At 61.9% G+C, this 13186-nt stretch carries 12 protein-coding genes; 3 read left to right on the top strand and 9 right to left on the bottom strand.

Annotation, left to right across the window (positions count from 1 at the left end; genetic code table 11):
- Positions 1-9: 9 nt before the first annotated feature.
- From GJ699_RS18545 to GJ699_RS18520, 6 genes are all read right to left on the bottom strand, one after another.
- The gene (locus tag GJ699_RS18545) at positions 10-717 is read right to left on the bottom strand and encodes an ABC transporter ATP-binding protein (protein ID WP_154378945.1); all 708 of its coding nucleotides are present in this window, start codon (positions 715-717) and stop codon (positions 10-12) included.
- Positions 714-1502 (bottom strand): ABC transporter permease, encoded by a 789-nt coding sequence (locus tag GJ699_RS18540; protein ID WP_371867597.1) that lies wholly within the window; start codon positions 1500-1502, stop codon positions 714-716. The genes GJ699_RS18545 and GJ699_RS18540 overlap by 4 nt, the downstream gene beginning before the upstream one ends.
- A gap of 285 nt (positions 1503-1787) precedes the next feature.
- Entirely contained in the window at positions 1788-2762 is a 975-nt protein-coding gene (locus GJ699_RS18535) for an aliphatic sulfonate ABC transporter substrate-binding protein (RefSeq protein ID WP_154378943.1), read from the bottom strand.
- Positions 2763-2859: 97 nt separating this feature from the next.
- Positions 2860-4041, bottom strand: coding sequence for an NO-inducible flavohemoprotein (hmpA, locus tag GJ699_RS18530; protein ID WP_154378941.1), 1182 nt, complete (start codon positions 4039-4041; stop codon positions 2860-2862).
- Between the two features lie 90 nt (positions 4042-4131).
- Entirely contained in the window at positions 4132-6399 is a 2268-nt protein-coding gene (locus GJ699_RS18525) for a TonB-dependent receptor (RefSeq protein WP_154378939.1), read from the bottom strand.
- Positions 6400-6471: 72 nt separating this feature from the next.
- Positions 6472-6831, bottom strand: coding sequence for a DUF2946 domain-containing protein (locus GJ699_RS18520; protein WP_154378937.1), 360 nt, complete (start codon positions 6829-6831; stop codon positions 6472-6474).
- Between the two features lie 92 nt (positions 6832-6923).
- On the opposite strand from GJ699_RS18520, the gene GJ699_RS18515 reads away from it, so the two are divergent.
- Entirely contained in the window at positions 6924-9002 is a 2079-nt protein-coding gene (locus GJ699_RS18515; RefSeq protein WP_154378935.1) for a TonB-dependent receptor family protein, read from the top strand.
- 55 nt (positions 9003-9057) lie between these two features.
- On the opposite strand, the gene GJ699_RS18510 is transcribed toward GJ699_RS18515, so the two are convergent.
- The gene (locus tag GJ699_RS18510) at positions 9058-9891 is read right to left on the bottom strand and encodes a transposase (RefSeq protein WP_154378933.1); all 834 of its coding nucleotides are present in this window, start codon (positions 9889-9891) and stop codon (positions 9058-9060) included.
- A 227-nt stretch (positions 9892-10118) separates the two neighbouring features.
- Between GJ699_RS18510 and GJ699_RS18505 the strand changes: the two genes are divergently transcribed.
- On the top strand, positions 10119-10868 hold the full coding sequence (locus GJ699_RS18505; protein WP_154378931.1) for a Crp/Fnr family transcriptional regulator: 750 nt from the start codon (positions 10119-10121) through the stop codon (positions 10866-10868).
- On the opposite strand, the gene GJ699_RS18500 is transcribed toward GJ699_RS18505, so the two are convergent.
- Positions 10869-11096, bottom strand: a complete 228-nt coding sequence (locus tag GJ699_RS18500) for a hypothetical protein (RefSeq protein WP_154378929.1) — start codon at positions 11094-11096, stop codon at positions 10869-10871.
- Positions 11097-11256: 160 nt separating this feature from the next.
- On the opposite strand from GJ699_RS18500, the gene GJ699_RS18495 reads away from it, so the two are divergent.
- Positions 11257-12699, top strand: a complete 1443-nt coding sequence (locus GJ699_RS18495; protein WP_154378927.1) for a SulP family inorganic anion transporter — start codon at positions 11257-11259, stop codon at positions 12697-12699.
- On the opposite strand, the gene GJ699_RS18490 is transcribed toward GJ699_RS18495, so the two are convergent.
- A complete protein-coding gene (locus GJ699_RS18490; RefSeq protein WP_154378925.1) occupies positions 12689-13141 on the bottom strand; it encodes a DUF29 domain-containing protein in 453 nt (150 codons plus the stop codon). The two genes, GJ699_RS18495 and GJ699_RS18490, sit on opposite strands and share 11 nt — an antisense overlap.
- Positions 13142-13186: the final 45 nt, after the last annotated feature.

Genomic DNA, 13186 nt, shown 5'->3' with positions numbered 1-13186 from the left:
TTCAGGCATTCATGCGTGCAGGCTGTCGAGGATGGCGGCCTTCAGTACGGCGGCTTCGAGGTCGCCGCGCTTGCGGGGTGCCGGGCCGGGTGTGAACTCGGTCAGCGTTCCGTTCAGCAGGACTACGCGGTCGCTGAGGTAGAGCGCTTCGTCGATATCGTGCGTGACCAGCAGCACGGTGAGCTTGTGCTGGTAGGCGACCTTTAGCAGCAGGTCTTGCAGTTTCATGCGGGTGAAGGCGTCGACGGCGGAGAAGGGCTCGTCGAGCAGTAGCACGCGCGGTTGCGTGAACAGGCCGCGCGCGATGGCGGCGCGTTGTGCCTGGCCGCCGGATAGCTGCTTCGGCAGCGCGTGGGCCTGGTCCTGCAGGCCGACTTCTGCCAACAGGCGCGTGACCAGGCGTTGGCTGGATAGCGCGTTGGCGCTGTCGAAGGCGACGTTTTCTGCCACGGTTAACCACGGGAACAGGCGTGGTTCCTGGAAGATGAAGCCGATCTCGCGGCTGACGCCTTGCAGCGGTTTGCCATCCAGTTTGATCTCGCCGCTGAATTCGCGATCCAGGCCGGAGGCGATCGACAGCAGGCTGCTTTTGCCGCAGCCGCTGGCGCCGATCAGGCTGACCACTTCTCCTTCTTGCAGCTGTAGGCGCAGATCGCGCAGGATAGTGCGTTCGCCGTAGCGTTTTTGCTTGATGTGGATGTCGAGTGCGATGCTCATGCGTAGGAGTCGCGCCAGGCGAGGCTGCGTTGTTCGATGACGGCCATCAGGCTGTCGCTGATTTTGCCGAGGATGGCCAGCAGGGCGATCGCGGCCAGCACGATGTCGGCGCGGCTGGTTTCGCGGCCGTCGGAGAGCAGGTAGCCCAATCCTTTGCTGGCGGCGATCAGTTCTGCGGCCACCATGAACATCCAGGCCAGACTGAGGCCGTTGCGCAAGCCGGTGAGGATGGCGGGCAGCGCGGCCGGCAGCAGCACGCGTTTGGTGAGGGCGTAGCTGGACAGGCGGTACAGGCGGGCGACTTCGATCAGTTTGCGGTCCACGCCCCGGATGCCGGAGGCTACGCCCATGTAGACCGGGAAGAAGGCGCCGATCGCGATCAGCGTGATCTTGGGGGCTTCGTCGATGCCTAGCCAGAGCAGCAGCAGCGGCACCCAGGCCAGAGATGGGATGGCGCGCAGTGCCTGGAAAGTCGGGTCGAGCAGGGCTTCGACGTGGCGGCTCAGGCCCACGGCGGCGCCCAGCAACACAGCCAGCACCGCGCCGGCCGCGAAGCCGGCGGCCACGCGCGCGGTACTGGCGGCGATGTGGCCAAGCAGTCCTTGTGCACCCAAGTCGCGCAGTGTATCCACGATTTGCGATGGCGCCGGCAGCAGATTGGCGGGAATCAGCCCGCTGCGTACCGCCAACTCCAGCGCCACCAGCGCCATCACCGGCAGCAGCGCGCCAAGCAACCAGCGCCGCCAGGCCGCACCGGCACCAACGCGATGCCCTCGCTGCGCCACCGTCGCGTGTTCGTTAACATCAACACCAACGCGCCGCCCGCGCTCGGCATCTGCCACGCGTTCGCCCGTGTCGGCATTAGTGCCGATATGGTGCGCGCGCGCAGCACTCGTGGCGCGGTCGCCGGCTGTCGCGGCGGGCGCCTTGTCCGCGCCGGCCGGTCTCGCTGCGGGTGCGGCGTTGGCGGTCGCCAGTCCGGCCAGGTCGCGTGGCGCGATCGTTGGCGGCGTGGTGTCGGCGCTTGGGGTGCGGCTGATGTCGGCCAGTTGACTGCTCACCGCCGCTCCTTATGCCCGCGCGATGTACGGCTGCGCGAAGCGGGTATCCACCAGCTCCGCGATGGCGCGGTTCAGATCCGTATCCGCTTTGACCAGCGCCTCGTCCTTCAGAATCGGCGCCGCCACCTGCAACGCCTTCACATGCTCGCTGCCCGGCTGCGGATTACTGAAATCACTACGTAACTTCACCTGCAACAGCGCCACCGACAGTGACACCTTGGCCTCTTCCGACAGAATCTTCGCCGCCTCGGAAGGATTCGCCCGTATCCATGCGCGCGCCTTTTCGTACGCCTTGATAACCCGCGCCACCTCAGCCGGCCGCGTGGCGAGGAAATCCTCGCGCACATTCAGGAACCCGTAGGTATTGAACGCCACATTCCGGTAAATCAGCCGCGAACCGCTTTCCAGCTCACTGGCCGCCATGTGCGGGTCCAGCCCCGCCCACGCATCCACCTTGCCTTGCTCCAGCGCCGCGCGGCCATCGGCATGCTGCAAACTCACATGCTCGATATCGCTACGCTTCAAGCCCGCTGTCTGCAAAGACCGCAGCAGGAACAGATAAGGATCGGTACCCTTGGTGGCGGCGACCTTCTTCCCCTTCAAATCCGCAATCGTGCGGATCGGCGAATCCTTGCGCACCACCAGCGCCGTCCACTCTGGACGCGAGAAAATATAGGGAGTCTTGATCGGATTGCCGTTCGCCTTGGCCAGCAAAGCCGCCAGCCCGGCCGAAGAGCCGATATCGATGCTGTTCGCGTTCAGATACTCCAGCGCGCGATTGCTGCCGGCGCTTAGCACCCAGCGTACCTGCACGCCATCCGCCTTGAATTCCTCCTCCAGCCAGCCGAAGCGCCGCAGCACCAGACTGGTAGGCGAATAGTAAGCGTAGTCCAGCCGCAGCTCCTTGAGCGGTGCGGCGACCACCAGCGAAACAGGAGACAGGCCCGAAACAGCGGCCAGTTTAAGCAGGGTTCTGCGCTTCATGATGTCCTTGGAAGAGAGGCGTTAAATACATAAAGTATTGCATCGCCACCCACCCAAGTACACGAAGAAAAGCTGCTTTACATAGTTGGAAACCGTATCAGGCCAGCGATTCAGCAGGACCGAAGAACTCGTAATGCGTCTGCGCCGCCGGCACGCCCAGCTCCGCCAGATGCGCCTTGATCGCCTTCATGAACGGCGTGGGGCCGAGGAAGTAGGCATCCACGTCGCGCGACTGCGGCAGCCATTGTGACAACTGCTGTGGATTCAGATAACCAGTCGCATGCGGCTGAGGCGCCGCAGCGTCGGCCTTCTCATAGCAGTAGAACCGCTGCAGTTGCGGATGCTGCTCCGCCAGCGCATCGATATGCTGGCGGAAGGCATGCACGCCGGCGTGACGTGCCGCGTGAATGAAGTGCACCGGACGCTTGGCGCTCAAGGCAGCCGTCAGCATCGCCAGCGTTGGCGTAATGCCCACGCCACCGCTGATCAGCACCAGCGGCTTGTCGCTGTCCGCCAGCACAAAGTCGCCGGCCGGCGGGAACACCTGAATACTGTCGCCGACCTTCACCTGATCGTGCAGGAAGTTCGACACCAGGCCGCCCGGCTCACGCTTCACGCTGATGCGATAGGTCTCGCCATTGGCCGCTGCGGACAGCGAATACTGGCGGCGTTGCTCGCCACCGTTCACGTTGGCCAGCATACCGATGTACTGGCCCGGCTGATGCGCCACCACCTTGCCACCATCGGCCGGCGCCATCACGAAGGAAGTGATCTCTTCGCTTTCCTCAACCTTGGCGACCACCTTGAACGCACGCGCGCCGCGCCAGCCGCCTTCGGCCTGCTCGTTCTGTTTATAGATGTTTTCTTCCGCACCGATCAGGATATCGGCCAACTGACCATAGGCCGCGCCCCAGGCTTCCAGCACCGCGTCGGTGGCCACTTCCGCGCCCAGCACCTCGCGGATCGCCTTCAGCAGCGAGGCGCCAACGATAGGATAGTGCTCCGGCTGGATCTGCAGCGACACGTGCTTGTTGATGATGGTGCTGACCAGCGGCCCCAGATTCTCCAGCTTCTCGATATTCTTCGCATACATCAGCACCGCATTGGCCAGCGCGCGCTGCTGGTTGCCGTCCTGCTGATTCGATTGGTTGAACAGTGGCTTCACCCCCGGATAGTCGCGGAACAAGGACTGGTAGAAGTGGCGGGTCAGGGTTTCGCCGCCTTGCTCCAGGATAGGGACGGTGGCGCTAATAATGGCTTTGTGTTCGGTGCTCAGCATGATGATCTCTGTCTTCAGGAAGTTTCGACGTAAAGAAGTATATCATATGAATGTTTTGGCGTGCAGGCGCCGAAATGGCGCCCTCCATGCTTACAGATCGAACTTCAGCTCAGCGACGTAAGTGCGCTGAGGGTAGGGGTGGAAATTCCAGTACTGGTAGTTATTCAGGTTGTCCACGCCCAGCGCCATGCTCCACTGCTGATTGAAGCGATAACGCAGTCGGGTGTCGACCGTGAAGTATTTGCTGGCGCCCATATAGGCGAAGCCGTTGACGTCCGAGTTATCCAACGTTGAATACTGCTTGCCGCTGTAGCGCGCCGCCAGCGTTGCCGACAGCCGGTCGCTGAAGGCGTAACTGGCCACGCCGGTTGCGCGCCATTCCGGAATGCGCGGCTGCCACTTGCCGACGCTGGTCGGCATCTTCGCATTGCGGATGATCTTGGAGTCGGTCCAGGTCAGGCTGGAACTCAGATCCAGGCCATGCAAGCCGACGTCATTCGCGGCGTAAGAAACTTCCAGCCCCTTGGTGCGCACCAGATCGATGTTCTGAATATTGGTCACCAGCGTTTGCGCGTTGGTCTGCGAGTACAGCGAGTCCGTGGTGCGCTCGCCAAACGCGGTCAGGCGCAGATAGCCGCTGGCCAGTTTGCGTTCGCCGCTCAACTCCGTGGTCCACGATTTTTCCGGCTTCAGATTCGGATCGCCCGCAGTCAGTATGCCTTGCGCGTTGACGCTGCCCTGATACAGCTCGGACACCGTCGGCATGCGCACCGCGCGGCCCAGCGAAGCTTTCAGTACCCAGTCCTCGCTGGCCTGGTAAGCCAGCGCCGCCTTGGGCGAGACGTAATTCTCGCTGCGCTCGGGATGGTGGTAAGTGCCGTAGCTGTTGGCGGTCAGGCCATCGTGCGCGTGCCAATGTTCGAAGCGCGCGCCCAGCACCGTCTTCCACAACGGCGCGAACTTCCACGTATCCTGCGCATACAGGCTGTTGGTCTCGGTCTTGCCGGCGAAGCGCGAGTTGGCCGTGGCGCCCGGCGCGCCGTCGATCCAGTTGATGGTCGGATATTCGACGGTACTCAGCTTGTAGGCTTCGCGCTGATAACCGAATTCCGCGATGTGATCCGCATCCGGCCGCCACACGCCGCGTGCCGCTAGCGTATTCCAGCCGGTGCCATGCTGGTCCACCAGCCGGCCGGCACCGCCGTTCAGCGCGGCCGGCAGCGCCACGGTGGCGGCGCGCAGTTGGTCCTTATCGTAGTCATACAGGCTGGCCGCGACTTCCCAATCGAACACGCCCTTGGTATTGGTTTTCAAGGTCAGGCCGTGCATGACGTGCTGCAGATCTTCGTTGGAGAGATTGAAGTCGGTCGGAGCCAGCGTGTAGCTGCGGCCATTGATATTCACTGTCCCGCTGTAGACCGGATTGCCGGCGGTGTCGCGCAGATACGTGGTCGGGCGACCTTCCGAATCATTGCGCCACAAGCCGAAGGTATAGGTCGCGCGCATGGTGGGCGAGAAGTCGTAGGCTAGCTTGGCTTTGACCTGATCCTGCACCGTGTGATACTGCGTGCCGGCGCCTAGCAGGTACCAGGGATTGTTGGTGCGGTCCAGTCCCGCCACCGCGCCCGTCACCACCGTGCCCGCGTTGCCGACCGCGCCGGCGCTGACCGCCTTGGCCGGGAAGGTCAGCGGCTGGCCCTCGCTGTCGGTGTGGCTCACATCCACATACCACGACCACGCGCCGCTGCGATTGCCGACCGCGATGCTGCCTTGCTTGCCATCGTAATTATCGTTGGTGCCATACAGCTTGAAAGGCTGATGCGTCAGCGTCAGCTTGGCGTGCATCTCGAACTTGGTCGGCATGCGCGTGATGTAATCGACCACCGCGCCCACTGAATTGCCGCCATAGGCAGCGGAGAAGGGGCCATACAGCACATCTACCCGTTCGATTTCGTCCGGGCTGACCATGCCCCAGCGCGGCGCGAAGGTGGCGCCGTTGCCCAGATAGTTGGACAGCAGGATGCCATCCGCATACACCATCGAACGCGCGCTGTTGCCGGTGCCGGAAGCGCGGGTCGACAGCACCGCATGATTGTAATCGCCGATATAGCGCTTGCGGACCAGTAGCGACGGCAGATACTTCAGCGCGTCCTCGGCGTCGGTGGCGTTGATATCGCGCTCGATCTCTTCGCGCGTGATGCCTTCAATGGTGGTGGGGATCTGCGAAGGCAGCGAAGTAGGGCGGTTGCCGATCACGGTAACCGTGCCCAGTTGATGTTCAGGCGCGTCGTCGGCGTGAGCGGAGGCGGCAAAGGCGGCAAAAAGCGCCAATGCCAATGGAGACAGATTGGTTTTCATGTTAATCCTGATGATGCGTAGAGATACACCGCCGCCCACGCACAGCGCAGGGCAGCGGCACAAAGCGAACGATCAGGCGAAAACGGGCGGCCCGCGCGGGCTGCTGGCACTCCAGGTGTGTAGCGGTTGCGGCGCCGTGTAGAACAGCGGCGGATAGAAGTCATGGCCGCCGATGACAGCGAAACTCAGCGCGGCCGGCGGTGGCAGTACTGGCGCGCCACCATGGGTGGCGCAGTAAGGGCAATGCTCCATGCCGTGCATGGTGTTGGTCGGCGCCTTCTTGGACGGGCCGCCGACGGTACACATCTCCGCCAGCGCCGCCTCGGTGGTCGAGGCCAGCGCATGGGACACCGTCGGCGCGAGCGCGGCAAACAGGACGGCCAACATGGCGATCCATAAATGCAGCGTTTGGCGACGGAGAGATTTCAGCATGTGGCAATTATAGCTTAACCATGTTTTTTCTTGGCAACTGAGAATGAGAAGTGTTATCATTCAGACTGTTTAACATGACAACATTTCTTCCCATGCCTGCTTTTGCCTTGAACGTTGCGCCTTTCAAACTGACCGCGCTGGCCGCCGCGGTATCCCTGTTGACCGTCTCCGGCGCGCTGCACGCGCAGCAAGCCGACGATGCACCGATCGAATCGATCCAGGTGTCCGGCAGCTGGCTGGGTTCCGGCCTGCAGAACAGCGTGAAGAACTTTGCCGGCGCGCGTAGCGTGGTGGACCGGGAAGACATCGCCGACACCGGCGCCGCCAACATTGGCGACGTGTTGCGCCGCATCCCCGGCGTGCAATCGACCGACAACTCGGGCACGGCGGGCAGCGCTATCTCGCTGAACATCGGCGTGCGCGGCCTGACCGGGCGCTATTCGCCGCGCTCCACCGTGCTGCTGGACGGCATCCCGCTGGCGGTGGCGCCATACGGCCAGCCGCAACTGTCGTTCGCGCCGGTCAGCCTGAACAACATCGACTCGATTGACGTCGTGCGTGGCGGCGGCGCGGTGCGCTACGGCCCGCAGAACGTCGGCGGCATCATCAACTTCAGCAGCCGCGCCATCCCTACGGGCGACGGCGTGCATGGCGACGCCAGCGTGCGCTACAACGATTTTGGCGAGGGCGGTAGCAACCGCCAGTACAGCGCCTTTGTCGGCGGCACCGCCAGCAACGGCCTCGGTGTCGCACTGCTGTACTCCGGCATGGAAGGCAGCGAATGGCGCCAGGGCAGTGGCGAGCGCGTCAGCGACGTCGCACTGAAATTCCGCTATCCGCTGGACCAGCACAGCGAGGTGTACGGCAAGATCTCCTACTACGACGTGCTGTCGCGCACGCCGGGTGGTTTGACCGTGGCGCAGTACAACGCCGACCCGTACCAGAACACCCGTCCGACCGACTTCTGGAGCGGTGACCGCAAGGGCGTGGACGTCGGTTATTTGAATACTTTGTCCGCCAATCAGGAATTCGAAATCAAGGCGTACTACAACGAAAGCTTCCGCCAGAGCGCGCTGATCAACACCGCCAAGACCCAGATCACCTGGCAGCCGCGCAACTACGAAGTGCTGGGCATCGAACCGCGCTACACCCAGCGCTTCAAGGCCGCAGGCATGACGCATGACGTCACGGTCGGCTACCGCTACCTGCGCGAGCGTGGCGACGACAACAGCTACATCCAGACCGTGGCCAGCGGCGCATTCGGCGCCACCAGCACCTTCGTCAACAGCACCGATGCCCACGCCGCTTACATCGACGACCGCATCGCCTTGGGCCAATGGCGCATCACGCCGGGCGTACGCTACGAGAAAATCTCGTCGACGCGTGACGACATTGCCGCCAAATCGAGCTTCGAGACCGACAATAACAAAGCGCTGCCATCGCTGAACATCGGCTATCTGCTGACGCCGGCGCTGACCGTGTTCACCAGCTACACCACCTCGTTTGGCGCGGTGCAGAACACCCAGTTGAACTCGCAGACGCCGGCCAATCCGCTGAAACCGGAACTGGCCAAGACCACCGAACTGGGCGCGCGCTGGAAGGATCGCGCGGTGAGTGCCGAAGTCACCGTATTCAAACTCAAGTTCGACAACCAGATCGTGCAAGTGGCGGGCGTAACGCCGGCGACCTTCCAGAACATCGGCGCCACCAATCACGAAGGCATCGAAAGCGCCGTCGACTACAGCTTTGACGATGCCAGCGTGCTGGCCGGCCTGAACGTCTACGCCAACTACAGCTACACCAAAGCGATCCAGGAGTCTGGCGCCACGGCGGGTCTGGATGTGCCGTTCTACTCGCGCAACACCGACACCATCGGCGCGCGCTACCGGGTAGGCACGTGGACCGCCAACCTGTCCACCACGCACCAGACCAAACAGTATTCCGACACCGCCAACACCGTGGCCGAAGCGGCCAACGGCGGCGCCGGCCTGATCCCCGGCTTCCGGCTGTGGAACGCCAACCTGACGTGGAAACTGCGCGCGTACGAAATCGGCGCCGGCATCAACAACATCGCCGACAAGCGCTACTACACCCGCAACGTCGACGGCAACGCCGGCCGCATGGCAGGCGCACCCCGCACCGCCTACCTGCAACTCCGCGCCACCTACTAAACTCCGGGGTCAACTCCGGGGTCAGGTCCATCATTTCTACACGAGCTCAACGGCATCAGCCGCGTTTTTTGACCGCGCGGCTGACCGTTGCGGCGCAGACGCCGAAGTGGCGGGCGATTTCGCTCATGCTGTAGGCATTGCTGCGATAGGCTTCCGCCATCGCGGTATCGCGGTCCTGGAAGTTTTGCTGGTAGCTCAGCAAGGGGAGGGCAAGGCTGCTGCGGTGTGTCTTGTTGATGCCTGCGCCGGCAGGCGGGCAGTTCGGCAGTTGAAGGCGTTTGATAAATTCTTCACTGCCAAGTATCAGTTGCCGGTATGTGTTTGCTAGCGGGCTGGTCGCGCCGATCCCTGCGTAGACGAAATGGCGATACGCCTCGATCGTCTCTGCCTGCGGCGGGCCGAATTTGGCCAGCAGCCAGTCAATTTCCAGCCATTCCGGCGGCGGATGGCGGGACGTGGTGAGGTTGTAGCTACTCCAGCGCCATTGCTCAGGCCGCTCCACCAGTCCGGCGCGGACCGGATTCAGCACGATATAGCGCGCCAGCTCAAGCAGATAGCTTTCCTTGTCGACCAGAATGGCCTGATAGCGCCCCTGAAACACGTGGCCGACGAGCTCATGCCGCCGGTTGAAGTACTGCGAATACACGCCGTTGAGTTGGCGCATCCCTTTCCCCAGATGGCCATCCCAGGTTTCCACCAACAAATGATAATGATTTCCCATCTGACAAAACGCGTGGATGGAGAAGTTGAATCGCGAACACACGTTGGCCAGGGTCTGCAACCACACCGCGCGGTCGGTGTCATCGCGATATAGCGCCGCCTTCCTGTTACCGCGACTGGTGACGTGGTAGAGGGCGCCTGGAAATTCAATTCTGAGTGGCCGAGTCATTGCGCCAAATTACGGCAATTGCAGCAACGAAACCTTGTTTTGCCGCAGATACGGACGAGGTCGTGTAGAAATGATGGACCTGACCCCGGAGTGGGTGTAGGACTAAGATGACATTTTGCAATGTTCGCAGCCTACATAGGATGACAAAGTGCTCCTATACCGGCAGTTAAGGCCGCTGGATATAGTGTCTACATCAACCACACATAAGACACTTTCCGAGGCTTACTATGAACGCTATCCATACTTCCCCAGCCGCACCACAATCCGTCAGCCTGATCGGCGCGCAACAGAATGATTTGCTGCGCGCGCTGTCCCGCGAGGATTTACTCGCGCTGTTCGGCGATCTGGAGTTGGTGACGTTGTCGGAAGGTAAGCATCTGTTCGATTATGGCGATGCTGTCGAGTACACCTATTTCCCGACCAACGCTATCGTCTCGCTGCAGTATGTGATGGAAGATGGCGCCACCACCGAAATTGCGGTGGTCGGCCGTGAGGGCGTGGTTGGCGTGGCGCTGCATCCAACCGAGCGTGCCAGCTATGCCGCTGTGGTGCAAACCGCCGGTTATGGTTATCGCTTGAAAACCTCGCTGTTGCGTGAGGTGTTTTATACCGGCGGCCCGCTGGCCCAGCAGCTGATGCGTTATACCAGCGCGATGTTCGCCCAGCTGGCGCAGAGCGTGGCCGGCAGCCGTCACACCAGCATCGAGCAGAAGCTGTGCCGCTGGCTGCTGGAACGCCTCGACCGTTCGCTGAGCAATGAGCTGAAGGTGACGCAGGAGATGATCGCCAATATGCTGGGCGTGCGCCGTGAAAGCATCACCGGCGCCGCTGGCAAGCTGGCCCAGGAAGGGCTGATTACCTACCGTCGCGGTTGCGTCACGGTGCTGGATCGGGATGGCATGGAACGCCGCGCCGGTAGCTGCTATCAGGGCCGGGTCAGCACCACTGGCACGCAGTCGCAGCGCTACGCGGCTTAATCAGTGCAGTACGCGGGACGGCGGCTGGATCAGGAAGCCGCCAAAATCGACCTGCGTCATGGGACGCATGGCCAGATTCTGGTCCAGCTTGCGCTGCACCAGCTTGTGCCAGGCGCTGGCCCAACGGGCCGCCAACTGGGATTCTTCGGCCGAACGCGCATACAGCGTTCTTTCCACGGCGATTTTCTGGCGGTGCAGGGCACGGCTGGCGGTGAGCAAGGTAGTCATGGCGTAGTTTGACTGTGAGTTGATCGGTTAGACGTTGCCATTGTGCACGCTTGCGCCCCCGCCTGAATGTGCGCCAGTTCACCCATAACGATCAGTAAACACAGCCGCGAGTGTAAAATATCGTTGCTGTTGCTTTTTCGCATCGTTCCTTTCCTCTTTCATGTCATCCAATTTTTCCAAAAACGCGCTGGCGGGCTTGACCACGTCATTTGCGCTGGTGCCTGAGTGCATCGCTTTTGCGCTGGTTGCGCATCTCAATCCCTTGACCGGTTTGTACGGGGCTTTCTTTATTTGCACGATTACCGCGCTGTTTGGCGGCCGGCCGGGCATGGTGTCCGGCGCCGCTGGTTCGATGGCGGTGGTGATCGTGGCGCTGGTGGCCCAGCATGGTCTGCAGTATTTCCTGGCGACCGTGGTGTTGAGCGGCCTGATCATGCTGCTGTTTGGCGCGCTGCGGCTGGGCAAGCTGGTGACCATGGTGCCGCATCCGGTGATGCTGGGCTTCGTCAACGGCCTGGCGATTGTGATCGCGTGGTCGCAACTGCAGCATTTCAAGGCCGATGGCGCCTGGCTGCAGGGCAGCGCGCTGGCGTGGATGATCGGACTGGTGGCGTTGACCATGCTGGTGGTGTATCTGCTGCCACGCCTGACCAAGGCGCTGCCGCCGGCGCTGGTGGCGATTGTGGGCGTTGGCGTGCTGGCGGCCGTGCTGCATCTGCCGGTGCACACCTTGGGCGACATGGCGCATATCGCTGGCGGCCTGCCGGTGTTTGCTTTGCCGGCGGTGCCGCTGAATCTGGAGACTTTGCGTATCGTGCTGCCGTACGCGTTGTTGATGGCGATGGTTGGCCTGCTGGAAACGCTGCTGACCTTTAATCTGACCGATGAGATTACCGAGTCACGTGGCCTGCCAAACCGGGAGTGCGTGGCGCTGGGTGCGGCGAATGTGGCGTCCGGCCTGTTCGGCGGCATGGGCGGCTGCGCGATGATCGGTCAGACCATGATCAACCTGAGTTCCGGCGGCCGCACCAGGGTGTCGGGTGCGGTGGCGGGCATAATGGTATTACTGTTTATCCTGTTTTTGTCGCCGCTGATCGAGCGCATTCCGCTGGCGGCATTGGTGGGCGTGATGTTCGTGGTGGCGCAGCAGACTTTCGCCTGGGGCTCCTTGCGGGTGCTGGGCAAGGTGCCGCGCCATGATGCCTTGCTGATTGTGGCGGTGACGGCGATTACGGTGGCCACCGATCTGGCGACTGCGGTGTTGTGCGGTATCGTCATCGCGGCACTGAGCTTTTCGTGGCGCCACGCGCGCGAGGTACGCAGCGAGGTGGCGGTGGTGGACGGCGTCAAGACTTATACCCCGCATGGCACGCTGTTCTTCGCCTCGATCGCGCACTTCAATGAGCTGTTCGAGGTGGCGACCGATCCGCAACAGGTGGTACTGGACTGCCGTCATCTGCGGCTGGCCGATCATTCCGCCGTGGTGGCGGTGGCTGCGCTCAGCGAACGTTACGCCAAAGCCGGCAAGGCGCTGCAGGTGCGCCATCTGTCGCAGCGCTGCGAATCCCTGTTGCAGCGCTCGGGCGTGATGGCTACGGCATGAAGTCGTGGTCGAGCAGTTGCTCGACGGAATAAGGAAGTTGGGGCGGAAATGCTTCTATCGCCATTCGCGTTTCTACCGCCGCCATGCGCCTGGCCTCTGGATAGTGCTTTATCGCATACGGCAAGACTTTGCTGCGAGTGCTCGGGCTGTCTTCCAATAGCAGTAGTATCCGGCAGCGCTGCTCGATTAGCGTGGAGCGCCATTTGTTTTTGGCGTGATCTTGCTGATATTCACACTTGAGTAAATGCATGACTAGCACGATGAGTCTGTGTTTTAGTTCGCGCGAAAATTGTTTTTTCATGCCGTCGAGCTCCTCGACCAGATTCTCCAGGTCCAGCTCGGAGTATCTTTTTTTCGACAGTAAACGGATCTGCGCGTCTATCCACAGTACCCAATCTTCGTCGTAGCATGAAATAGTGCGGGGCTGGGCCAGTGTTTGCATGATGCGCCTCCCAAAGCTTCAGCTTAGGCCGGCGGTTTGCCCCGC

This window comes from Duganella guangzhouensis (genome assembly GCF_009674535.1).
In the GTDB taxonomy this organism is placed as follows: domain Bacteria; phylum Pseudomonadota; class Gammaproteobacteria; order Burkholderiales; family Burkholderiaceae_D; genus Rugamonas; species Rugamonas guangzhouensis.
This window is presented reverse-complemented; position numbering and strand designations above follow the sequence as displayed.

Coding starts and splice junctions, on each gene's coding strand:
- GJ699_RS18545 (WP_154378945.1), bottom strand. CDS start 717: ATGAGCATCGCACTCGACATCCACATCAAGCAAAAACGCTACGGCGAA.
- GJ699_RS18535 (WP_154378943.1), bottom strand. CDS start 2,762: ATGAAGCGCAGAACCCTGCTTAAACTGGCCGCTGTTTCGGGCCTGTCT.
- hmpA (WP_154378941.1), bottom strand. CDS start 4,041: ATGCTGAGCACCGAACACAAAGCCATTATTAGCGCCACCGTCCCTATC.
- GJ699_RS18525 (WP_154378939.1), bottom strand. CDS start 6,399: ATGAAAACCAATCTGTCTCCATTGGCATTGGCGCTTTTTGCCGCCTTT.
- GJ699_RS18520 (WP_154378937.1), bottom strand. CDS start 6,831: ATGCTGAAATCTCTCCGTCGCCAAACGCTGCATTTATGGATCGCCATG.
- GJ699_RS18515 (WP_154378935.1), top strand. CDS start 6,924: ATGCCTGCTTTTGCCTTGAACGTTGCGCCTTTCAAACTGACCGCGCTG.
- GJ699_RS18510 (WP_154378933.1), bottom strand. CDS start 9,891: ATGACTCGGCCACTCAGAATTGAATTTCCAGGCGCCCTCTACCACGTC.
- GJ699_RS18505 (WP_154378931.1), top strand. CDS start 10,119: ATGAACGCTATCCATACTTCCCCAGCCGCACCACAATCCGTCAGCCTG.
- GJ699_RS18500 (WP_154378929.1), bottom strand. CDS start 11,096: ATGACTACCTTGCTCACCGCCAGCCGTGCCCTGCACCGCCAGAAAATC.
- GJ699_RS18495 (WP_154378927.1), top strand. CDS start 11,257: ATGTCATCCAATTTTTCCAAAAACGCGCTGGCGGGCTTGACCACGTCA.
- GJ699_RS18490 (WP_154378925.1), bottom strand. CDS start 13,141: ATGCAAACACTGGCCCAGCCCCGCACTATTTCATGCTACGACGAAGAT.